Origin of the sequence: Cysteiniphilum sp. QT6929, assembly GCF_030035755.1 — a bacterium.
Classification (GTDB): domain Bacteria; phylum Pseudomonadota; class Gammaproteobacteria; order Francisellales; family Francisellaceae; genus Caedibacter; species Caedibacter litoralis.
Genome location: NZ_CP103983.1, coordinates 16,402 through 39,792, shown reverse-complemented (window position 1 = coordinate 39,792; position 23,391 = coordinate 16,402). Strand labels below are relative to the sequence as shown.

19 protein-coding genes are annotated in these 23,391 nt (G+C 38.9%); 10 read left to right on the top strand and 9 right to left on the bottom strand.

Annotated elements, in window-relative coordinates:
• Positions 1–62 precede the first annotated feature (62 nt).
• Complete coding sequence (locus tag NYP54_RS00195) at positions 63–2,765, bottom strand: PD-(D/E)XK nuclease family protein (RefSeq protein WP_283156638.1); 2,703 nt, start codon at positions 2,763–2,765, stop codon at positions 63–65.
• Positions 2,758–3,189, bottom strand: coding sequence for a universal stress protein (locus NYP54_RS00190; protein WP_283156637.1), 432 nt, complete (start codon positions 3,187–3,189; stop codon positions 2,758–2,760). Before NYP54_RS00190 ends, NYP54_RS00195 begins: the two co-directional genes overlap by 8 nt.
• 183 nt (positions 3,190–3,372) lie before the next feature.
• Between NYP54_RS00190 and NYP54_RS00185 the strand changes: the two genes are divergently transcribed.
• On the top strand, positions 3,373–5,430 hold the full coding sequence (locus NYP54_RS00185) for an AMP-binding protein (protein WP_283156636.1): 2,058 nt from the start codon (positions 3,373–3,375) through the stop codon (positions 5,428–5,430).
• Between the two features lie 191 nt (positions 5,431–5,621).
• On the opposite strand, the gene ftsZ is transcribed toward NYP54_RS00185, so the two are convergent.
• The gene (ftsZ, locus tag NYP54_RS00180) at positions 5,622–6,707 is read right to left on the bottom strand and encodes a cell division protein FtsZ (protein ID WP_283156635.1); all 1,086 of its coding nucleotides are present in this window, start codon (positions 6,705–6,707) and stop codon (positions 5,622–5,624) included.
• A gap of 227 nt (positions 6,708–6,934) precedes the next feature.
• On the opposite strand from ftsZ, the gene NYP54_RS00175 reads away from it, so the two are divergent.
• The gene (locus NYP54_RS00175) at positions 6,935–7,405 is read left to right on the top strand and encodes a polyhydroxyalkanoate synthesis regulator DNA-binding domain-containing protein (protein ID WP_283156634.1); all 471 of its coding nucleotides are present in this window, start codon (positions 6,935–6,937) and stop codon (positions 7,403–7,405) included.
• Positions 7,406–7,407: 2 nt separating this feature from the next.
• Here the strand turns inward: NYP54_RS00175 and NYP54_RS00170 are convergent, their stop codons facing one another.
• The 4 genes from NYP54_RS00170 to NYP54_RS00155 all read right to left on the bottom strand — a co-directional run bounded on the left by NYP54_RS00170 (position 7,408) and on the right by NYP54_RS00155 (position 12,663).
• Positions 7,408–9,237: an alpha/beta hydrolase fold domain-containing protein gene (locus tag NYP54_RS00170; RefSeq protein ID WP_283156633.1), complete on the bottom strand. Its 1,830-nt coding sequence runs from the start codon at positions 9,235–9,237 to the stop codon at positions 7,408–7,410.
• A 66-nt stretch (positions 9,238–9,303) separates the two neighbouring features.
• On the bottom strand, positions 9,304–9,927 hold the full coding sequence (locus NYP54_RS00165) for an MT-A70 family methyltransferase (RefSeq protein ID WP_283156632.1): 624 nt from the start codon (positions 9,925–9,927) through the stop codon (positions 9,304–9,306).
• On the bottom strand, positions 9,927–10,517 hold the full coding sequence (locus NYP54_RS00160; protein ID WP_283156631.1) for a BglII/BstYI family type II restriction endonuclease: 591 nt from the start codon (positions 10,515–10,517) through the stop codon (positions 9,927–9,929). The genes NYP54_RS00165 and NYP54_RS00160 overlap by 1 nt, the downstream gene beginning before the upstream one ends.
• Positions 10,518–10,527: 10 nt before the next feature.
• Complete coding sequence (locus tag NYP54_RS00155) at positions 10,528–12,663, bottom strand: adenosylcobalamin-dependent ribonucleoside-diphosphate reductase (RefSeq protein ID WP_283156630.1); 2,136 nt, start codon at positions 12,661–12,663, stop codon at positions 10,528–10,530.
• A 369-nt stretch (positions 12,664–13,032) separates the two neighbouring features.
• Here NYP54_RS00155 and NYP54_RS00150 point away from each other — a divergent pair, with 369 nt between their 5' ends.
• On the top strand, positions 13,033–13,920 hold the full coding sequence (locus tag NYP54_RS00150) for an NAD(+) kinase (protein WP_117002664.1): 888 nt from the start codon (positions 13,033–13,035) through the stop codon (positions 13,918–13,920).
• 113 nt (positions 13,921–14,033) lie between these two features.
• The gene (gene secB, locus NYP54_RS00145; RefSeq protein ID WP_117002667.1) at positions 14,034–14,492 is read left to right on the top strand and encodes a protein-export chaperone SecB; all 459 of its coding nucleotides are present in this window, start codon (positions 14,034–14,036) and stop codon (positions 14,490–14,492) included.
• 61 nt (positions 14,493–14,553) lie between these two features.
• Here secB and NYP54_RS00140 read toward each other — a convergent pair whose 3' ends face one another.
• Positions 14,554–16,863, bottom strand: coding sequence for a hypothetical protein (locus NYP54_RS00140; protein ID WP_283156629.1), 2,310 nt, complete (start codon positions 16,861–16,863; stop codon positions 14,554–14,556).
• Between the two features lie 267 nt (positions 16,864–17,130).
• Between NYP54_RS00140 and NYP54_RS00135 the strand changes: the two genes are divergently transcribed.
• Together NYP54_RS00135 and NYP54_RS00130 are read left to right on the top strand one after the other, a co-directional pair.
• A complete protein-coding gene (locus NYP54_RS00135; protein ID WP_283156628.1) occupies positions 17,131–17,715 on the top strand; it encodes a 5-formyltetrahydrofolate cyclo-ligase in 585 nt (194 codons plus the stop codon).
• 4 nt (positions 17,716–17,719) lie between these two features.
• Positions 17,720–17,980, top strand: a complete 261-nt coding sequence (locus NYP54_RS00130) for a BolA family protein (protein WP_151193590.1) — start codon at positions 17,720–17,722, stop codon at positions 17,978–17,980.
• Between the two features lie 3 nt (positions 17,981–17,983).
• Here the strand turns inward: NYP54_RS00130 and NYP54_RS00125 are convergent, their stop codons facing one another.
• The gene (locus tag NYP54_RS00125; protein WP_283156627.1) at positions 17,984–19,351 is read right to left on the bottom strand and encodes a sodium:alanine symporter family protein; all 1,368 of its coding nucleotides are present in this window, start codon (positions 19,349–19,351) and stop codon (positions 17,984–17,986) included.
• A gap of 101 nt (positions 19,352–19,452) precedes the next feature.
• On the opposite strand from NYP54_RS00125, the gene NYP54_RS00120 reads away from it, so the two are divergent.
• From NYP54_RS00120 to NYP54_RS00105, 4 genes are all read left to right on the top strand, one after another.
• Complete coding sequence (locus NYP54_RS00120; RefSeq protein ID WP_283156626.1) at positions 19,453–20,202, top strand: TatD family hydrolase; 750 nt, start codon at positions 19,453–19,455, stop codon at positions 20,200–20,202.
• A 128-nt stretch (positions 20,203–20,330) separates the two neighbouring features.
• Positions 20,331–20,978, top strand: a complete 648-nt coding sequence (locus NYP54_RS00115; RefSeq protein WP_283156625.1) for a tetratricopeptide repeat protein — start codon at positions 20,331–20,333, stop codon at positions 20,976–20,978.
• Positions 20,979–21,000: 22 nt separating this feature from the next.
• Complete coding sequence (gene bamB, locus NYP54_RS00110; protein WP_283156624.1) at positions 21,001–22,170, top strand: outer membrane protein assembly factor BamB; 1,170 nt, start codon at positions 21,001–21,003, stop codon at positions 22,168–22,170.
• A gap of 13 nt (positions 22,171–22,183) precedes the next feature.
• Positions 22,184–23,389, top strand: a complete 1,206-nt coding sequence (locus NYP54_RS00105; protein WP_283156623.1) for a multidrug effflux MFS transporter — start codon at positions 22,184–22,186, stop codon at positions 23,387–23,389.
• The last annotated feature ends 2 nt before the right edge of the window (positions 23,390–23,391 follow it).

Here is a 23,391-nt window from a genome sequence, read left to right as displayed (position 1 = left end):
GTATACAAATGGAATAAAGAATCACAGGTGTTTTTTTGATGACTAAAAATGACTAATGATGACTAGAAGTAACTTATACGACAAACAATCGCAAACTCACAGTACTGACAACTCGCCGCTGAGGGTGTTAGCATCGACTCCCCTGCAACGAAACCTGACATTTGTTCATCAAGTTGTCTTTGCCAATAGTGCTTTAATACCATGTAATTTTGTGGCGCATCTTCAGATATTTTTTTGGCAGGATAAGCTTTTGGTTCGCCTTCTTGTATCCAATCGTCAATGCTTGAGATACTTTGCAAGCCAATCTTAGCACCGTTTACCGTCGCAACTGCCACGGCATCAGCATTTTCATAGATCGCATATAATGGCAATTGAGATTCGGTAATCGGCGACTTTAGCAAATCACTAATTTGATAACTTTTAGACGTTTTATAATCAATGACTACGGTATGATTGTCTTTAAGTCGATCAACTCGATCTAAACGTAGTTTAAGTGTCACCCCTGCAATCGTGCATTTGAGCTCTTTCTCAAGGGTTAAGACTTCAAACGGCTCTTGGCGTGACTTCTCATAGTCAAGCCATTGTATGATCACCTCTTGCAGACGCATGATCTCAACTTCTTTGATAAGTTGTGGCAGCATATTGATTAACGCCACATGCATATTTAACGCTGATTGGACATGTTGCGCTACTTTTTGAATCAATACATCTTTTGGCATATTGCTTAACTTATCCGATGTTCTTAACTCGCGCCAAATCTGCTCTAGTACGTGATGGATAATCACACCCTTCTCAAGTGCTGATAATATTGGCTTATGCGCCTTATCGGCATCCAGACGCAACCGATGAATCAATGCCGCGCGATACGGACATTCAGCAAAGTTTTTAAACACTTGCGAGCCACCTTTGAGTGTTTGACAAACTTCAGTTGTCATGGCTGACAATGAGCTATCCTCAAATACATCAAAGTGAACTTCATCATTCTTTTTATAATCAATCTTTGTGTGATCATAGTCAATTGCAGCTAACCCCATCAGTAAAGGTGAGCACATTTGTATTTTTTCATCATTTAATAAGGCATAGCTAAAATGAATATGTTTCGCCTGTTTGGTTAAGCGCTTGGTAATGGTTTTGGCGAACTGAAGCTCTCGCTCGACACTGGAATGTGGCATCGAGTGTGATCTTTGCAATGACAAAGGCAAATAAGGATTCATATTGGCAAGACTTGGCCAGTTACTATCATTCATGCGTATCACAAACAGATGATCAAAGTAAACTTCGGTTGCCTCAAGCATCCCTAGGATATGTACGCGTGGATTCGTCGTTGTTTCAGTTTGAAAAAGCGTGTTACTGGCTAAGGTTTGTAACTCTATTAACCACTGATTAAACTCAAGCTTAATCTCTAAGCGCGTTAATATAATAAGCTTATTCAGTAGCTTATAAAACTGTGCCAATGCCTGGTGCTCTGTACTGGTAAGCCTGCAATGATCAAGATACCCAAGTATTACAAGTGCTTCTTTTAGCTTTTCAATAAAAGTAAAGGCTGTGATTTTACCCTCTTGCTTTTGTGAATTATGGAAACGTAACATTTGCGTGATTACTTCCAATAAGATCGGATCACAATCATCAGTAAATAACTTAAGTTTAACCAACTTAGCAAACTCAATGGATTCAGGGACTTTTGATTTAAGAGATTGCAGCTTTTGATATCTTTGAGTTTTGAAATCAGTGTGCCCTTTAAGATAGCTTGAGCTTATCATCAGTTTGATATCATCATAGCCTAGCGTTTTGCTCATCTTAAGCCATAGCATCAGCTGATAAACAATGCCTTGATACAATAAACTTTCGCCACCTGATATGGTGTATTCACGCGCACTGTTATCTAACAGTGGATTTTGTTTGACTTCAGTTGCAATAAAATACTGATCAAAGGCATCAATCAAAGTACTAAATTGCGTCTGTAAATCTGGCACAATCACGCCAATTGTTGCTAGTGGTTTGCTTTGGATTAATTCAAAGACAGCTTTGGCAACTTTTTGAATCTCCAGTTGATCCTCAAGATATTCGGTTATCTGCAGCTTGCTTTTTGTATTGATTAAAGTCCAATTAGCTATCGTAATATTAAGCTTAGATATACAGTACGCAAAAAGCCCCTCCATTTGCGGTGTCAAGGTATCAAAACCAACTAAAATAATCTTCTGATAATCTAAATGCGCAAACGTCTTAGCTAATACCTCTCTCTTTGCCAAAAGCGCTGTGATGAGGCGTGATTTATCTATCCAATTATGTTCAATCAAGGTGTTTTGATAACGTTCGATCCAGCGCAAAAACAAACAAACATTCTTATTTGCTGTTTCACTCCCAAGCGCTTTAACATCCAGATTCCATTGTTGTAACAATTGCCATGCACCCAGTACGAGCTTTGCCTGCTGCGCATTGGGCATAAAAACATCCGCATCGTCCTTAAGAAAGCTCAATAATAAAAAGCGTGCCTCATCATCGCTAATTAAATTAGGTAACGTATTATCAATTATTTGTGCATGCGTATATAAGGCGTCAATTAACCCATCAAAGCTCATACAAACATCATAGAATACAACATACTGCTGCTGATTACGCACATAGTCTAAATACATTGTCGTTAAATGATCTTTTAAGCGCGTATTGGCGGTGATGACGATTGTTTTGTCATCAATTTGATTTAATAACCCAAGATAATGACTGATGCCTTGATCATCATTTAATTGTTTGTATGCATCAAGCATTTTTTAGAATAACCACATCACACGGTGCATTATTAGAAATCTTGCTTGCCACTGAGCCCATGCGCCCAAAAACGCCATGGTGATGTCCATTGAGAATCAGAAGATCGATGTTTTGTTTTTCAATATATTCAATAATGCCATCTGCCACAGAGTCCGCATCAATCACTTTACAGATCACATGATCATGTTTGGCAATATTTGCAGTGACTTCAGTAAATTTTTGTATCAAGCGATCTTTGATTAACTGGTTAGGTGTTTTCTCTGAAATACCTGCGCCATAGCCGTAGTCAAAAACCGTTTTATGAACACTGATAACATGTAAGTTTGCTTTTTTGGTTTTAGCATAATCAACCAAATGATCCAATACTTTTGCCACATCGTCATTGGCATCGATTGCATAAATAATATTTTGGTATTCAAACATTCATATCTCCTTTTAGTTGCATTGAAATGACATATACCGCTCTTCTACACTCTATTCCGACCTTGGGATTAAGGTCAAGCGAATACTTTGCAGGAATGAACCTTTTTACTTCAATTTAATTTTAGCTACAATATCCTTGTTTTGTGCTTTAAATCAATTTAAAAAATTAAAAAAGGAAAAGCCATGGATAAGGATTTAGATTTTTTATGCAATACACCATTAACAGCTGATATAAACGCCATCAAACAATTACTTGCAAGTAAATTATCATCTCAGGAAAAGTGGCAACAACTAACAAGACACTATTTAACGTCAGATATTCCTTTTGATATCCATTATAAATTATATCACCTTTGTTACGCTGAAACTGAATTTAAACCCATTTGGTTGCCAGATAGTGAAACAATGAAAAATAGTTATCTAGGCAAATGGCTTAATGAGCTTAAATTCTCGGATGTTTCTCAGTTTTATCAATACAGCATTGACTCCCCTCAAGCTTTTTGGGGACAAGCCATTGCTGATTTGGGTTTGTCTTTTAACAAAAAACCACTAGCAAGCTTTGATATGTCATTATTTCCCTACACGCCAACATGGTTGCCAGGCGCTTCTTTTAATATTGCTGATTGTTGTATTGATGTTGAAGATGATCTTGCGATGAAGCCTGCGATTATTTATAAAGGGATGCGTTATGGTAAATATACCGATCAAACAATAAATTATGCAGAGCTCAAAGACTTGGTACTTACGATCGCTCAAGGGTTTAAACATCATTATCAATTAAGCCCAAAGGATACCGTTGCCATTATTATGCCAATGAATATTGAGGCAGTGGCAACTTACTTGGCTGTTATCTATCTTGGTGCAAGTGTTGTTTCAATTGCCGATAGCTTTTCTGAGAGTGAAATCAATAAACGACTTAAGATTAGCAATTGCGAACTCGTAGTAACACAAGATGTAATCATTCGTGGCAATAAAACACTTGAGCTCTATCAAAAGATCATAAATTGTCAGGTTTCATCAATTATCCGTTTAAACACTAAGAATCAAGGCATTAACTTACGTGCTAATGATATGTCTTTTGATGATCTGTTAACTCCAAATATAATGGTTGATCCTTATCTACATAATGCGCAAGGTGTCATTAACATTTTATTCTCTTCAGGCACAACAGGCACTCCAAAAGCCATTATTTGGGAGCAAAGCACGGCACTTAAAGCAGCAACCGATGCTAAGATTTATATGGATACTAACAAAGAAGATATCTGGGCATGGCCAACCAATCTTGGCTGGATGATGGGTCCATGGCTTGTATTTGCGGTTTTTTTAAATCGAGCAACGATGGTATTAACTGAAGACTTACCAACTTCACTTGAATTCGCCCAGTTTATTGAAAAAACTCAAGTCACTAAATTAGGTGTTATTCCAAGTATCGTTAACGCATGGCGTACCAATGCCGTGCTTGAAAAAGTTAATTGGCAGCATATTAAGCTCTTTGCCAGCACCGGTGAATCCTCTAATGTTGAAGACATGTTTTATCTATCATTACATGTCGGCTATAAACCGATTATAGAATACTGTGGCGGCACTGAGATTGGCGGTGCTTATATCAGCTCAACTCTGTTGCAAGCGAATGTTCCTTCCCAATTCTCGCAAGTATGTTTTGGTATTGAGCTTAAACTTTTGGATGAGAAGCATCACATTTTGCCACAAAACACTGTGTGCATTGGTGAAGCTGCATTAAGCTCTTGTGCATTAGGCTTATCAAATCGTTTATTAAATGCCGATAACAATGATATATATTATCGTGACATGCCATCTTACAATAATATGCCATTACGTCGACATGGTGATTTATTAAAGCGCTCTGTCAATGGCTATTACCGCTCATTAGGACGTGCTGATAACACCATGAATTTAGGTGGAATTAAAACCTCAAGTGCTGAAATTGAGCAAGTGCTTTTAAATTTAGCGCATATTTATGAACTTGCTGCCGTGGCAGTTAATGATGAAATTGAAGGAATATCTAAACTCGTTATTTATGTTGTACCAACAGCACAAATTGATCTCTGCCAATTAAAAACACAAATGCAAACATTGCTTAAAGAGTATTTAAATCCATTGTTTAAAATAAGCGATGTTATTTTAATTGAAAAACTGCCAAGAACAGCAAGTAACAAAATAATGCATCGGGAATTAAAAGCGCATTATGCGCAATATTGTCAAAACAGCCCATGTTGCTGAAGAAGTTTATTAACTGAGGTTACGCACTTTAGAAAAACCATGATTGCATAAACACCCCGTCAGCCTACGGCTGCCACCCCTCTTGCAAAGAGGGGAATTGGGCGACTGTGATTTTAATTCCCCTCTTTGCAAGAGGGGTGCCGAGCTTGCGAGGCGGGGTGTTGAAATAGCAAAAGTCGTAACTCAAGTTATTAATTATCTTCTGGATTTGCTTTACGCGCTAAGGTTTGCCCTTCGGTTAAGCTATTTTGGTTAGATTGAGTCTGTGTTTTTACCTGACGAATCGTGTTATAACGCTCAGTCGTGACATCAACATCAAAACCAGTTGCAATAATCGTAATATCGACATGATCACCCATATCTTCTTTGATTGAGGTACCGATAATAACTGGCGCGTCAGGAGATGCAATTTCTGCCACGCGATCACCCAACTCGGTGAACTCTCCTAAAGATATATCATTACTAGAGGTAACACAGACCAATAAACCTTTGGCATCTTTCAGTTCAATGTCCTCCAACAAATCACAAGAAACCGCTTTATCAACCGCTTTTAAAATACGATCTTCACCACCGGCGTGCCCTGTACCGATTACTGCCAAACCAGGAGATGCCATAACTGTCTTCACATCCGCAAAGTCAACGTTAATGTGACCAGGGGTACGAATAATCCCAGTCATTGATGACATCGCATTAAAAAGCACATCATTGGCAGCATGGAAAGCTTCCATTAGCGTTGTTCTATCACCCAATGATTTACGTAATTTATCATTCGGAATAACGATCAAGGAATTGACATGCTCTTGAAGTGCTGAAATACCTTGTCTAGCAACAACCTCGCGACGTCGCCCTTCAAATGAAAAAGGTGTCGTTACCACACCCACTGTCACAATGCCCTTACGTTTTGCAACTTCAGCAATAACGCCAGCAGCTCCTGTACCAGTACCACCGCCCATGCCTGCAGTAATGAATAACATATCACAATTAGCAATAGCTTCTTCAATGTGATGCATACTTTCTTGCGCGGCTTTAAGACCAACCTCAGGATTGGCCCCGGCACCTAGTCCTTTGGAAATAAACTCACCAATTTGCACTTTATGTGGTGCTAAATTTTTATCAAGCGCTTGCTTATCAGTATTCATCGCATAAATTTGCGCACCTTGTAAGCCTTTCTCGACCATGTAGCTGACAGCATTGCCGCCGCCGCCACCAACACCGATTACTTTAATACGACCATGTTCAAAACCACTTGAATGTTGTTCTTGATCTAAACTTGCCATCGTTTCTCCTAAAACTTTTCCCTTAACTAAAAACGCTTATAGTATATATGTAAATACGCTAAAATAACGATATTTCTGCGCTTTCATGCAAAAATTTTTCGTAAATAAAAGAAATTTAGCATAAATTATTTTTTGCACCGTGTATTTGCTTTTCTCATATATTGATAATGAATGATTTATGTTACACTGCGATTCAAGTAAGTTTTCTAGATGATGGGAATTTTTTCATGGAGAAGCAATACGATAAAAACGAAGTTAGACTCATTAAGAAGTACCCTAATCGGCGTTTGTATGACACTCAAGACAGTTGTTATATTACCGCAGAAGGTGTACACAAACTGATTATTGAGCATGAAAATGTCGTTGTCGTTGAGAATAAAAGTGGCAAAGATATCACCCGTAGTGTACTTATGCAGATTATTAACGATCTTGAGGAAAGGAGTCCTCGACAGATGTTTAGTAATGAATTTTTGGCACACATTATTAAATCTTATGGCACCGATATGCAAAATACGCTAGTGATGTGTTTTAACAAAACGTTAGATTTATATCTAGGACAAAAGCATGCCACGGAAGCCATTACCAAAAAATCAAATACTGCAATGTCACCAAGCGATTACTTCAACACCACTGCAAGAGAGAATATTAATCGCTGGCAAAAATCTTGGGATAATCTAAAAAGCTCAAAAAAGCCATAGCGTTATTTAGCAGCTAAAAAGCGTTCAATCCGCTGATATAATACTTCGCATTCCTGCGGCACTAATTTACCAAAATTAATAAAGCCGTGAATCATGTTATCAAAATGATAATGATGTGTGTCAACTCCTTTCTCCATCAGACTTTGCGCAAAGAGCAAACCTTCATCTCTTAATGGGTCAAAGCCTGCGGTAAACACCATTGTGCGTGGCATTTTTTCAAGATCTTTAATATACAGTGGCGATATCTCTGGCTCAGTACCATCCATATTTTCAGGTCGATACTGTGCGTTATACCAATTGACTTGACGTGACTCTAATAAATACCCTTGACTAAATTCGCGCATTGACTCGGTGTTATGTGTTAAATCAGTTGTCGGATAAATAAGCACTTGATTGCTTACCGTAAACTCACCTGTTTGAATGGATTTCTCAACACAAAGTGCCGTGTAGTTTCCTCCTGAGCTATCACCAATCATGGTGAAGTCATTATGATCAGCCTTAATATCAGCAGCATGCTCATATGCCCATTTAGCTACCTGGTAGACATCATTAAAGCCTGATGGATATGGATTCTCGGGTGCTAAACGATAGTCAATAGCTAACACCACACGATTTGTCGTATGTGCCAAATGCCTGCATGGTGCGTCAAATGAATCAAGTGTTCCAGACACAAATCCGCCACCGTGAGTATAAATCACAATAGGTAAATGCTCTTTAGGATTTGGATGATATAAGCGTACATTAATCTCACGCCCATCTACCTTAACCGCAAAATCACGCACAGAGGCAATATCGACTTTGCTGCCAGCGTATAACATAAGCGATGCGGCTGATTTGCGCACACCTGCAATGGATAAAACCTCATCCTTTCTATACTTATTGACGAAATCTAATAAGTTTTGCAGTTTTTCTGGCACTGCTTTTTGCCCGTGATAAAGGGTTACTTCACGAATACTTTCAGCAGTTGATGTAGCAACAATCGTTTCACTATGAGATTTCGCTAACACATTAAACCAGCTTTGCTGGCGTGGCGTCATTCTGTCCCCCATGCCACTGATTGAGCTTGCAATACCTTGATCACTACAATCACTTTGTGAGAATTCAGTTAAGTTTTCACCAACCCAGTGAATTAGCATCACTGCCTTTGCATGGTTGTCAAAGCGCGTTTGTAATATACAATCATTATTGGCAATATCATCCGACCATGGCACATAATCCACGATAAAATTGCAAGGCAGATAATGAAGCCCCGCCTCGCGTGCCAAGGCAAACTCAGGAAAGGCAGTCATACCAATAACTCCACCACCCATTGCCTGATAACATTTAGCATCAATCATCGTTGGAAATTGTGGTCCATCAATACATACACAGATTTGTCCAAAATGAATTGGAAAATCAAAATGCGCTTTTTGTTTTTTGATGATGTTAGCCGCCTTTTCACTGATTGGATGGGTTAGTGAAACATAGGCTAAAATGCCATCGTCACAAAAGGTAGATTCACGCAACCCCTTGGTGCGATCAATATACTGGTAAGGTATCGCCATATCACCGGGTTTTAATACCGTTTGCAAGCTACGCACAGATGACAAGGCTAAAATAGCGGTCGCACCATATTTTTTAAGGGCATAAATGTTCGCGCGATAATTGATTTTACTTGGTAAGATATTTTCAGATTGTCCTGTGCGACACAAAAACAACATTTCAGCATCGCCGACTTTAATACGATAAAAGCCATTTGAACATAGCCCAAATGGTGTCTCGCGCGGCAAGGTTTCTAATACTTCAAACTCGTCAAACTCTTCAAATCCACTGCTACCGATAATTGCCCACATAACGCTTCCTTATAAAATTTTCACTATATCATGTATAGCTTTATACATAACCAAATTGAAATTACCTCATTTTGATAATGCTTGTGAGTGATTAGCGTAAGTATCCCAATCAGGCACATAGTTTTCTGATTGATTTCCCCATGCCACCCAACCCTCTCGTGAACCTCTGGCAAAAAGTTCTAAATAAGGACCTGGGCTACATGCTTCAATTAATTCATATTGCTCATCTGGTTTTCTGCTATGCTCACGCTTTCTAGATAACAGAATATTTTCCTGGCTTCGACCTGGTTGCAATGTTCTTGCGTGCTTGCCTCTTATTCCAAACAGAATTATCTCTGTAACATTTCTAAAATAGAATCCCACGCCTCTTCGATCAGGGCCACCATCTTTACGAACTTTATACCAGATTAAATTTGTTTTGTAAGTAAAGCCCCAAGATTTCATAACGTCAAGACCTTCAGCTAGGAGTGCATTAGGAACCCATAAATATAAATGTGATGCATCGTCGGATACATCAGCTATAGGCAACTGTTTAATCTCATCTAGCGTTAGTGTTGGATAACGATTTAATCTTTTATGCTCAGGAGCGACCTTTCCAGTTCTATTTTGAAATTGCCATGGTGGATCTGCTAAAATTGTTTTAAATTTTTTGCCACCTAGCTCATTAATGAAATCTTCTTTAGCCCCCATCAAATATCCTCTTCAAATAAAGTTTTCTTAATTCCAAAGACAAGCAAGGGGCAGCCCGCACCCCCACCCCCATCTATTCTCGGTAATAACTTGCCAATATGCGTTGTAGACGCTCCATAAGATGACCCTCTCCCAAGCTTATTAAAGAGTTCTTGTAACTCATCTGAGCGAGTAATAATAACACCAACACTTATGGCTTTTAAATCAAATAACAGCCTAAAATTATTAAGATCCCTATCGTAAAAAGGGTCTTTATTATTCCATTCGATCTCTAATGCTACTCTATTTTTAAAGCAATCAACCTTATGTGTTGGAGAATCATAATTCACACTATCTATAACTACTTGAGTGTTAAATTGTTTTTCAACCCAACCACGCTTGTACAAATATGTATCAATGTATTCAGACACTTTTGACTTGCGCCCACCTGGATTTACAATCCAACTTTTTTTTAGTTTAAAATTACTTAGTAAACCAAGTAGCTCTGACCATTCTTCAGGAAAGTCTTCCTTTAAAATGGCACAAGCATGCTTATATTCATAAACCTCGTAGTGCGAGTGAATATAATCAGACAATATTTCAATTCCCATTGACTACACCTTAAAATTTCCCGTAATACCCTTCTTTTAAAGCATCATAAAGATTTGCTGCTGTATGCTCTTCACCATCATACTCGATCATTTCATTACCCTTTAGCTCAAGCACTGAGCCATCATCAAGCGTGAAACGATATTTGGTTTTCTCAAGATCTTCATCTTTAACCAAAACACCTTGGAAAACTTCAGGATTAAACCTAAAGGTCGTACAACCCTTTAGGCCTTGATGATAGGCATAAAGATAGATGTCTTTAAAATCAGCAAATGGGAAATCCGTTGGCACGTTAGCTGTTTTTGAAATACTTGAATCAACCCATTTTTGTGCAGCTGCCTGAATATCAACATGCTCTTTTGGTTTGACATTATCGGCACTGATGAAATACTCCGGTAATTTTTGCGTTGGATCTTTGGTAAAAGGCATGGCTTCTTTATTGACTAACTGACGATATGCCAATAGCTCATAGGAAAATACATCTACTTTTTCTTTGGATTTTTTACCTGCACGAATGACATTGCGCGCATAGTGATGCGCAAAGCTCGGCTCAATACCATTACTAACATTATTCGCTAGTGATAACGAGATCGTGCCAGTGGGAGCGATAGATGTGTGATGGGTAAAGCGACAGCCCTGCTCACAAATGGCGTCAATAATGGAGATGTCTTCTTGAGAGATGCGCTGCATATAGCGGCTATATTTAGCATGCAACATCCGCCCTTTGATTACATCGCCAACTTTAATCCCATCTGCTGCCATTTCAGGACGCAAGCGCAAAAACTCTTCTGTAACGGTATAGTCTTTTTCAAGCACCGGCGCACTACCCTTTTCTTTGGCAAGTTTAATCCCTTCACGCCAACCTTCTAGCGCCATTTGTTTGGCAACTTCTTCGGTAAACGCTACCGAGTCTTTACTTCCATATTTCATCTTAAGCATGGTAATTGCAGAGCCCAAACCTAAAAAGCCCATGCCATGGCGGCGTTTGGATTCGATCTCATGACGTTGCTCTTTTAATGGCAAACCATTGATTTCAACGACATTATCAAGCATACGCGTGAAAATACGCACAACTTTGCGATATTTATCCCAATCAAAACGTGCTTCTTTGGTAAATGGTGCTTCAATAAACTTAGTTAAATTAACCGAGCCTAACAAACAAGAGCCATAAGGTGGTAATGGTTGCTCACCGCATGGATTTGTTGCGCGTATTGTCTCACAAAACCAATTATTATTATCTTCATTAACTTTATCGATTAAGATAAATCCCGGTTCAGCATAATCATAGGTTGATGACATGATCATATCCCACAAACGACGCGCCTTGATCGTGCTATAAATTTTGCACGCGACAAGTCCTGAATCATCACTGATATAGCCCTCTTTCACTGCCCAATCGCGCCATAATACTTGTGATTTATCCTGTAAATCAATCTTATGCGCTTTTTGTTCAGCTTCGGTCATTGGGAAAGCCAAATGCCACTGCCCATCATGTTCAACGGCATCCATAAAGTCTTTAGTAATGAGTAATGACAGATTAAATTGGCGCAAACGTCCATCTTCACGTTTGGCACGGATAAAATCAAAGACATCAGGATGTCCAACATCAAATGTGCCCATTTGCGCACCACGTCTGCCACCTGCTGACGCCACGGTGAAGCACATTTTGTCATAGATATCCATAAATGACATGGGACCTGAAGTATGCGCGCCAGCGCCTGCGACAAACGCACCCTTTGGACGTAATGTCGAGAATTCATAACCTATCCCGCACCCGGCTTTAAGTGTCAATCCTGATTCATGCACTTTTTGCAAAATATCATCCATTGAATCATGAATTGTACCTGAAACTGTACAATTGATCGTAGAGGTGGCAGGTTTATGCTCAAGTGCGCCAGCATTAGAGACGATTCTCCCAGCAGGAATGGCACCATTTCTTAAAGCCCACAAGAACTCTTCATAATATTTTTGTCGTAACGCTTTGGTTGTCTCAACCTCTGATAATGCTTTCGCAACACGCTGATATGTCGCATCAATATCTTGATCAACTGGTTCACCTAAACGTGTTTTTAAACGGTATTTACTATCCCAAATATCCAAGGATGCTGCTTGAAAATCTATTGTAGCTGTTGCTTCTGTCAACGACATGGGGGCTCCTCATAACTTAAAAACCAAAAAATACTCGTGCTATTCTAGCGCTATTTTTTATGAATGGCGGTATTTTTTTCCCTGAATATTTTCATGATATGACTTGACTCATCGGCTTTAATTGAGTTTCGTGACAAAACAAACCTTCGAGGCAGCAGTACCGTTTTGGCATGCATTTATTTAGCGCTTAACCTAATTTATCCATGCAATTTTAAACAAAAGCATTTGGTAAAGAATACTTAACTGATATATGATGATGGACATCTTTTAGTGACAAGAAACCAACCAGTTAACAATGACAATGCGCTTTAGTTTGTAGTGCTCGAGTATCATTTTGTGGTTTAAAAAATTAAGGACAATCTATACAACATGGGTTTTATTTTTAAAAAAATTGCCATCATTGGCACACACGATAACCCTGCGGTTGCTGAAACTGTTGAATATCTGGCACATACATTGATTGAGCACTCAGCACGCATTTATCTTGAAGCTGAAACGGCAGAGAGTTTAGATCATCGCTTTGGGGAAGGTTATGATTTAAAAGCAATCGCAAAACACTGTGATGTTGCTGTCGTTGTTGGCGGGGATGGCAATTTCTTAAATGCGGCAAGAAGCTTATCTCTGCTAAGTAGTATCCCCATTGTCGGGATTAACCGTGGCAAGCTTGGCTTTCTAACAGATATTAACCCCGATGAATTAAGCACGCGCTTATTTGATGTGCTTGAAGGGAATTACCAACAAGAACAACGCTTTATGCTACAAGCATCAATCAAAAGTGACATCTGCCCACCTGAAAAAACCGTGGCATTAAATGATATTGTTATTGCCGCAGGTCAGCATAGTCGTTTGTTTCAGATGCATGTCCATATCGATGGTCGCTACGCTTTTGATCAACGTGCTGACGGTATGATTGTGGCAACCCCTACCGGTTCAACTGCGCACGCACTCTCCGCAGGGGGGCCTATCATGCATCCTGGACTTGACGCCATTGTTATGGTGCCGATGTTCTCACACTCGCTAAATAGCCGCCCGATTGTTCTAAATGCCAACTGTGATATTCAAATCACTATTGGCGAGTATAACAATCCAGAACCAAGCTTAAGTTTTGACGGACACATGAAGCTACAACTCACGCCAGGGGATACTATAAAACTTAGTCGCTGCCCAAAATCAGTAACAATCCTGCATCCACTGGATTATGACTATTTTCACTCATTACGTTCAAAACTTCATTGGGGCAAAATGCTCTTTCCTTAATCTTTCCTTAAATTCAAACCATTGAGCTTTGTTTGCCAGTAAAGCTATTGGTATTTAAGCTTTGATCGGGCATAATAACGTCTCAAATTTGACAGAAAATAATAGGATTAAACATGGAAAACACACAAAATAGTCAGCCTAACTTTGTTGTTCAAAAAATTTATACCAAAGACATTTCATTTGAAGCACCAAGCACACCTGATGTTTTCAAAGCACAATGGCAACCTGAAGCTAATGTTAATGTGGATACAACATCTTCAAAGCTTGATAATGATGTATATGAAGTTGAACTAAGCTTAACTGTTACTGTTAAAAACAATGATAAAAATGCTTATTTGATCGAAGTTTCTCAAGCGGGTATTTTCACGTTACAAAACATGCCGGAAGATCAAATTGCACCAATGCTAGGCGCTTTTTGCCCAACCACACTATTCCCATATGCCAAAGAAACCATCGATAGCCTAATCAACCGTGGCGGTTTCCCACAGATTAATCTAGCACCTATTAACTTTGATGCACTTTATATGCAACGACTTGCGCAACAGCAATCAGGTGAGCAGACACAGCACTAAATTATAGTATAAAATAGCTTTTTCATAGCTAATCAACATAGTCTGGCAACTGCGCTAAGAGTCAAGCTCTTTCTTTTTGTTCTTGAATTTCCTTTTGCTGACTATTTTTTATATTTTCAATTACCTCTTTTTCATCTGCAAACAACTCAGCAGTGATTAGAAGCATTGTTTCTTCCATATTCTCAAGCACATCTTCAATACTCGCTTTTTTATGATGATAGGCTTGTAAACTCAAACGCTGTTTTAGAAAGCTCTTTTGTAATGCAAAATAGCGTGATGCCTTATTAAGCTCAGGCTTTTGACTTGTTGCCCCAACCTTTGTATTCAGGCTTGTGAGCGAATGCTGTAAATATTTCTCACCGTAATTCCCATACTCTGTTCGCTCGTTACCAGCTTCAACCATCCCTGTTTTGACCGCAATACCGCCTGATACATAGCGCTGATTACCACGATCCTGATAAAATTCACTGATGTTTTTAAAGTCTTCCCCCGCATGCGTAATCTGCGCATGAGTGATCTCTGTTTTTGTTAAACTCAAAATAGCTGTTGGCTTTGGCAACACATCCGCAAATGCTTGATTAATCTCTGCATGCATTTGGTAATCGTTAACATGATTAGCAACATATGGCGCCGCTGCTACTATATCCCAAGATAAGATAAACGTTTTAAGTCGATCAAAAACTTTTGTGGCAAGCTCATTACGTTGTCTGTCAGATATACCATGATCTACGGGGGTACTATCTTCTGAAAAGCCTTTGACCTTGCTTAGATCAAAAGCATTAACTAAGGTTAAAAAAGCATTGCTATTTAACTTTTGATTATGTTCGTTTAAATGCTCTTCACCAAGCCCATAGATTTTAAGCTTTTCTTTGCCAAGCGGTGATACGGCAGCATCAACCTTAACACGATATAAAGGCGCGCACAGAATTCCTTTTATTTTTTCTGCCAAGCAAAAACTCAAGGTAACGGCATCATCAATATCTCTTTGCCTAATAGTAGATCGACCAGCCACTCGATTGCGCAATGAATAAAATTCTAAATAAAAATAACAAGCACTCACAATGCCATTATATATAGCACTCAAATATTGATTCATCGCATCACTCAAGTTCTCACCTATTAGCGATGAGCTAAATATAGGCTCATTTAAAATAAATTCAGGAATGACTTTGATTAAATAGACCATTGATAAGTCGCGTACACGCAAATCATTTCCAAAGGTTTCTTTCCAATGCTTTTGATAATTATCAGGAATGATTTTAATGATCTCTCGTTTCACTTCAGCACCTAGCTTTTTATTGAAATAGCTATTGTAATCATCAAAATACGCCCATAAGGTGACCTTGGTGTCAATCACTTTAAAAAACTGCTCTCGCGTTATGCTATATTCGGCTTGTCTAGCTTGACCAACTTGCCTTAATTCATAAACAGGATAGCTTTCAAGCAATTCACTTTGAAGTCCATTATTTGTGAAGTTGAGTTTTTTATATTTGCGATTATAGCTTGTATCACGTGCCATCACTTCAGAATGAATGACTTTCTTAAGCAGCTCTTGACGCACTTGTTTAACTTCTTCGGGGGTCATGTTACCCAGTTTGTCCTTGTCGGCATAAAAGCGATTGTAGACCTCTCGCGCTTTGGTTCCTAGATGACGATCCGCCGGTTGAACAGCTGCAACAAGATTAGCAAGACTAATGTATAACAAGTTGGTTTTATAATTCACACCCTTTGTTATTGATTTAAGATGATACAAACGCAAGGTCACCATTAAAATAGCTTGGTTTAACGCGTATTCAGCATATTTATCTTGATTGCGCTGCAAATAGTCAATCTTTTCTTCAACTGTTTTGCTGTCAATTGCCCCACGATCACCAGATTTGACCATAGTGTTTAGAAATTCATTAATACAGTTCTGAGCCTTATACTTTGCAGTATAAAACTCATTTGTCGAATCATAATTTTTTTTGCCGGTCATTGGATCAGTCATACTAAAGCCACGAATATCCGCACTAATGGTTTTGGCCACAATATAATTCGTTAGGCTCGATGTCACAGCAACAAGGAACGTATTGGCAACACGCTCTTTTAAGCTTCCATCAACCTGTGATGCCTTATAGATACTGGTAACACTGGTAGCAATTGCGTAGCCCAATGGACCACCAAAAAACGTCGCAGCCACCGTTGCCATACCCATTACTACATCTACCGCGCCATCAAAACGATGTTGGCGCTTCTCCTCTAGCGTCATCCTTAAATAATACTGACTTGCCAAGTTATCAATATCTTGTGCGTAGACTTTAGCCTCTTTTGAAAAAAGTGTAATCACTTCTGTCAAAGCTTTTGATTGATCCTGTAGACGTTGAATTGTCATATTTTCCTCCTGTATTACCTGTTCTACATACTTCCCTCGTTTTTTACTTAAGTCTTTTTATCACAGCTATGTAGATGGACGGTCATTGACACTCAGTATTTAATAAAAAGATAAAAAACAGCATATGCCGTTTTGCTGATATTGAAAACATTTTTAAGCAGATTTTATACACGCGGCTAGATTTATTTTTACAATCTACAATTTTGCATCGACTTATTTGTATTTTTTCTCATACAATGAGCTTTATTTCTGATATTGATATTTGCTATGCAACAAAGTATTCGCCAAGCTTTACGCCAACAACGGCAAGCAATTTCTAAGACACAAAAAACAACATATGCTAAAGAACTGCAAACGATTTTTTTTGACTATTACGAGTCTTTATTAACTTCAAGTCCAAAAAAAATAGCAAGCTACTACGCATCTGATGAGGAAATCTCACCACGATGGATTGATGAGGTTTTAAGTGAAACTCACGCGCTTTACTATCCGGTATTACACCCATTTAAAAAGCGCCAACTTTTTTTTGCTAAAGAAACAGAGAGCAAACGACTTAATAAATATCACCTAGAAGAGCCCTTATTTATTGCCAAAGACATTTTAGCCCCATGGGAGCTTGATATGATTATCGTGCCACTGGTTGGCTTTGATTCACATAAAAATCGCATTGGTATGGGTGGTGGATTTTATGATAGCTCATTAGCATTATGCAAAACCTTTAATCAAACTGAATTTGTTGGTATTGCCTTTGATGAGCAACAATTTGACAAATTTGAACATAAGTCCATTGCAATGAATGATTGGGACATTAAAATGGACACCATTATTACACCAACACGCATCATCCGCTGATTATATGAATACATTAGAGAAAGAGATTATTGATAAACTTGAGAAAGCGTTCTCACCTTCTACACTAGAGCTTATTGACGAGACGCATAAACATCAAAAACATAAACAGTTTCAAGCGGGGAAATCGCACTTTAAATTGCGCATTGCCAGTGAACAGCTTAGTTCACTTAGCACATTAAAGGCACATCAAGCAATCTATGCTTGTTTAGGTGAGCTCATGCAAACTCAAATCCATGCGCTATCGATTCAGATTGATAAAAGCTAATGATTATTTTTTGGGGGAACTATGCGTATTTTCACGAAAATAGGCATGCGATAATTTAAATACTACTGGGCTTAATAACAACAATGCAATTAAGTTTGGTAGCACCATTAAGCCATTTAAGGTATCGGCTAATAACCACACAAAATCAAGCTTTAACACCGCACCAATTGGAATTGCAATAACCCAAACTATCCGAAAAGGAATAATCGCTTTCACACCAAACAAAAACTCAACACAGCGCTCACCATAATAACTCCAGCCTAGAATTGTCGTAAATGCAAACAGAATCAAACCAAAGGTAATTACCCAGGCGCCAAAATTTGGCATTAAGGTATTCATCGCTTCTGATGAGAGACTTGCTCCATTTAAGCCACCGCTCCACTGCCCAGATAAGATAATAACAAGCCCTGTCATCGTGCAAATGACAATCGTATCGATAAATGTGCCCAGCATCGCAATTGTACCTTGCTTGACTGGGCTATTGGTTTTAGCTGCAGCATGTGCAATAGGAGCAGATCCCAAACCCGCCTCATTGGAAAACACGCCGCGTGCGACACCCATCTGAATGGCAAGCATCACACCAGCACCGGCAAAGCCACCAGTGGCAGCAATTGGACTAAATGCATAGTTAAAAATCAAAGCAAAAGCCCCTGGCAAAGCGCTAATATTTAAAGCAATCGCGATAAAGCAACTGACAAAATAGACCACTGCCATAAACGGAACAATCTTACTGGCAACCTCGGCAATTCGCTTAATACCTCCAAGCAATACCAAGGCAACTAATAGTGCAACAAACGTACCGGTGGCATAAGCAGGAATATACAAGTTTTTATCAATAACATCTGCCATTGAGTTAATCTGCACCATATTGCCAATGCCAAATCCGGCGATAGAGCCAAAAATAGCAAAAAGCACACCAAGCCAAACAAAACGTTTCCCTAAGCCGTTCTTGATGTAATACATAGGACCACCAACATAAGCCCCTTTTTGATCAACCTCGCGAAAGTTTACCGCTAATACCGCTTCGGAATATTTCGTTGCCATTCCAACTAATGCCGTGCACCACATCCAGAATATCGCACCTGGTCCACCAATGGCAATGGCCGTTGCAACCCCTGCAATATTACCTGTTCCAATCGTTGCTGAGAGTGCCGTCATCAATGCTTGAAAAGGCGAGATTTCCCCTGCTTTTTCTTTAGTGTCATTTGAGTGACGTCTAAATAATAACTTAAAACCAAACCCTAGTTTCCTTAGCGGCAAAAACGCTAAGCCCAACATCAAAAACAAACCAACGCCTAAGATAAGCACTAACATGTATGGACCCCATACATAACCATTGATTGACGCGACTATATTATGAATAAACTCCATTATTTTTCCTCCATTGAACATCAAACCCTTATTGACTATAGCAATAAAACATGTATTTGCATTACAATATTGTGCATGATGTGTAAATAACACTTACTTTTATGCTTATAGACAGCCACTGCCATCTTGATTTTCCTTGTTTTAACCGCATGCGCAACAATCTTTTAGATCAGTGTGTTGAAGAAGACATTACTCATTTTATTAACCCGGCTGTAGCGTTTAGTAACTGGCAAAGAGTAATTGATTTAAGTTTAAAATACCCATCCATCACACCAGCATTGGGCTTACATCCATGTTTTGTTGAACAACATCAGAAAGAACACCTTAGTGCACTGAAATCATGGCTTCTAGCACATCACATTCCACTGGTTGGTGAAATCGGTTTAGATAAGCGCTTTATCGAGAGTTTTGATCAGCAAGTATTCTTTTTTAATGAACAATTAGCGATTGCCCAAGATTTACAAAAACCGGTGATCATTCACAGTGTTAAAGCACATCATGAAATGATTGCCACATTAAAGCATCATCACTTTACGAATGGCGGCATTATTCACGCATTCTCTGGTAGCTTTAATATTGCAAAAGCCTATTGCGAGCTTGGCTTTAAACTGGGTATTGGCAGTATTTTGCATTACCCTAATAGCAAATTACCCAATGTTTTAAAACGCATCGGCATTGAAAATATCTTACTGGAAACCGATTCCCCTGATATGTCGATACCAAATAGTGCTAACGAAATAAACACACCATTATCACTATTGCAAACACGCGATCTGTTGGTTGACATTTTTAATCTTTCTAAAGATCAAATACATCGAATACTGGCACAAAATGCACAACAGATTATTTAAAACAATCGATATCACTTATCTCAAACATTTTGCCGTTTTTATCTAGCAAAAGCCGATAATACACTACAGTGACACCACGCTTTATGATATATTGCCACACAATGTTTTGATCAAGACGAACAATAAATATGGCTGAACAATTGGATAGTAATGAGTTAGATAAAGTAAAGCTTTTATGGAAAAAATATGGCTCGAAGCTAGTAACACTAATTTGCGTTATTTTAATACTTATCATCGCTTGGCAATATTGGCAAAAAAGAAAGCTTGAAAATAATGTGCAAGCAGCTGAGCTTTACCAAAATTTAGCCCTTATTGCTGATAATGCATCAAGTAATTCAGAGGCGATTTTAAATCAAGCACAAAACCTGATTTCACTTTATCCTAAATCAATTTATGCTGATTTTGCGCGTTTGGAAATTGCTAAGCAATCGGTTTTGAAAAATCAATTAGACCAAGCAGCAGCGAGCCTTAAGCAGGTCGCTGATAATACGCTTAACCCAAATCTTCAAGCGATTGCCAAGCTTCGCCTTGCCCGCGTTGAATTAGCACAAAACAAAACAACTGATGCCATTGCAACACTTAATAGCATCACATTGGCGGGCTTTAGTCTCTCAAGCAATATGCTATTGGGTGATGCTTATTTTGCCAACAAAGATTATGCCAAAGCGAAAACATACTGGCAAAGCGCACTATCTCAAGCCGACAAGCCAGAGTTAGCAAATATTAAAAGCTTATTACAAATGAAAATCGATAATCTTGCTGCATTAAGCAAATGATAACGGATAAACGGATAAACATATGACAAAGTTAACAATCAAAAATACTAAAAAAATTATTCTAAGTACCGCACTGATTGCTTTATTTGGTGGCGCTTTAGTTGCTTGTGGTAATAAAAGTAATGACACGCCACCTAAGCCACTTGTTGAATTTAAATCAAGCTTAGATGCTAAATACGTCTGGGATACCAATATCGGCAATGGCAATGATGGGCAAATTGATTTAACGCTAACACCTGCGATTGAAGATGGTGTGATCTACACATCAAGCTATGACGGATATATATCAGCGGTAAATGCAACAACAGGCAAACGTTTATGGTCAACCGATACTAAATTGCAGTTAAGCTCAGCAGTTGCGGTTAATGGTAATGTTGCCGTTGTCGGTAGCCTGCGTGGCACATTAGTGGCAGTGGATACCAGCTCTGGCAAAGTGCTATGGCAAAGCGCATTACCAAGCAGCTTATTCTCAGCGCCCACTATTGTTGATAACGTCATCTACACACAAACACATGACGGTAGCATCTCAGCATATAATCTTAAAGATGGTAAGCAACTATGGACGCAAAGCATTGCTACGCCTGATTTAATGTTAGTTGGCAACAGCTCACCTATCGTTTACCAAGGCTTAGTAATTGCTGGCACTTCATCTGGAAGCTTATGGGGCTTAAAAACAGCCACTGGTGAAAAACAATGGGATAACCCGATTGCTTTACCTCAATCAGGCTCACCCGCGCAACAGATGGTTGATATCACTGCCACACCTATTATTCATAATGACACGCTATATGTCGCAACATTCCAAGGCAATTTGATTAGTTTCAACACTAAACTAGGTAGTATGAACTGGCAGAAAAAAGCGTCTATTTATCGCAATATAGCGTTAGGACAAAAGGCTATTTTTACAACTGATACTAAAGGTGACATTACCGCTTATAATCTCAAAACAGGTGATAAGCTCTGGCAAGCCACTGAGCTTGAAGGACGTAAGCCATCAGCGCCTTTATATATTAATAACATGATTGCCGTGGGTGATTATGAAGGCTATATGCATATCTTTAATGCCGAAACAGGTAAGTATCTCACACGTGTTGAAATTGGTGGTGATGGTATTAGTGCTACACCTATTGCTACGGGCAAATCGATCATTGCCCAAACCAACAGTGGCACACTTGCTGCTATCCAATTATAAAAACATATTGTAAATGTCTAGCACGAACACTTCACAGAAAATTGCGGCATTTATTGCCCCTTCTTTGTTTATTCTGGTGCTGATGATTTCAGTGGGTCCCTTTGGCGATACAATCTATGCACCCTCTTTGCCAAGCATTGCCGAAGCCTTTAATACACCTTACCATAATGTTCAATTAACCATTACCTTTTATCTTTTAGGTTACTCTATCAGTCAGATACTATATGGTCCTTTTTCTGACCGATTTGGGCGTAAACCGATTATGATTACTGGTGCAGTTATTTTTCTTATTGGTTCAATCGTTTGCTTAATTAGCCCTAGTATTACCTTACTCATTTTTGCTCGTTTCCTACAAGGGTTTGGTGCCTGTGCTGGTGCTGTTATCTCAAGTGCCGCCGTACGCGATGCATTTTCCTTAAAAGATCAAGGCAAAGTATTTGCCAAGATGAATGCCGCTTTTGCTATTGCTCCAGGGGCAGGAGCCATTGTCGGCACCTTTATCTCATGGCAGACAAATTTTATTGTGTTATTTGTTTTAGCTATTATTCTACTTATTGCCGTGATTTTTCTCTTTCCTGAGACACTACGTCAAAAGAACTATGGTGCGACTCGTCCCAAGAAGCTCGTTATTAACTATTTTAAGTTATATCAAGCGCGTGGCTATTTTGTTTACTTATGTCTCTTAGGGCTTAATATTGGTATGGTTTATGCCTGCTTGGTTGAAGCGCCAGGCATTGTCATTAATATACTTCACTTAGACAAAATCTGGTTTATTGTCATTGCTGCAGGAATTGTATTGGCATTTATGATTGGATCAGTATTATGCACTTACTTGGTACACAAAATCAGTCAAAACGGAATCTTACTCATTGGCATGATTATTAGTCTTATAGGTGCAATTATGCTCTTGTGTTTTATGTCACTTGACATCGTTCATTTATACAGCTTATTAACACCCGTAATCATCCTTTTTACTGGGATATCGTTTGTTATTCCAATCGCCACCGCCAAGGCACTTGCTCCTTTTACCTTAACAGCAGGATCTGCGTCAGCAATGATGGGCTTTTTTCAAATGGGTGCGGCTTCACTTATCACAGCAATTGTGACCGTATTACCCTTTAGCGATATATTGTCAATGCCGATTGCTTTTACCTTTCTTTCAAGCTTAAGCATCATTATTTTAGTCATTTATATGTTGTGGCTTAAAAGGGTAAATTGAAT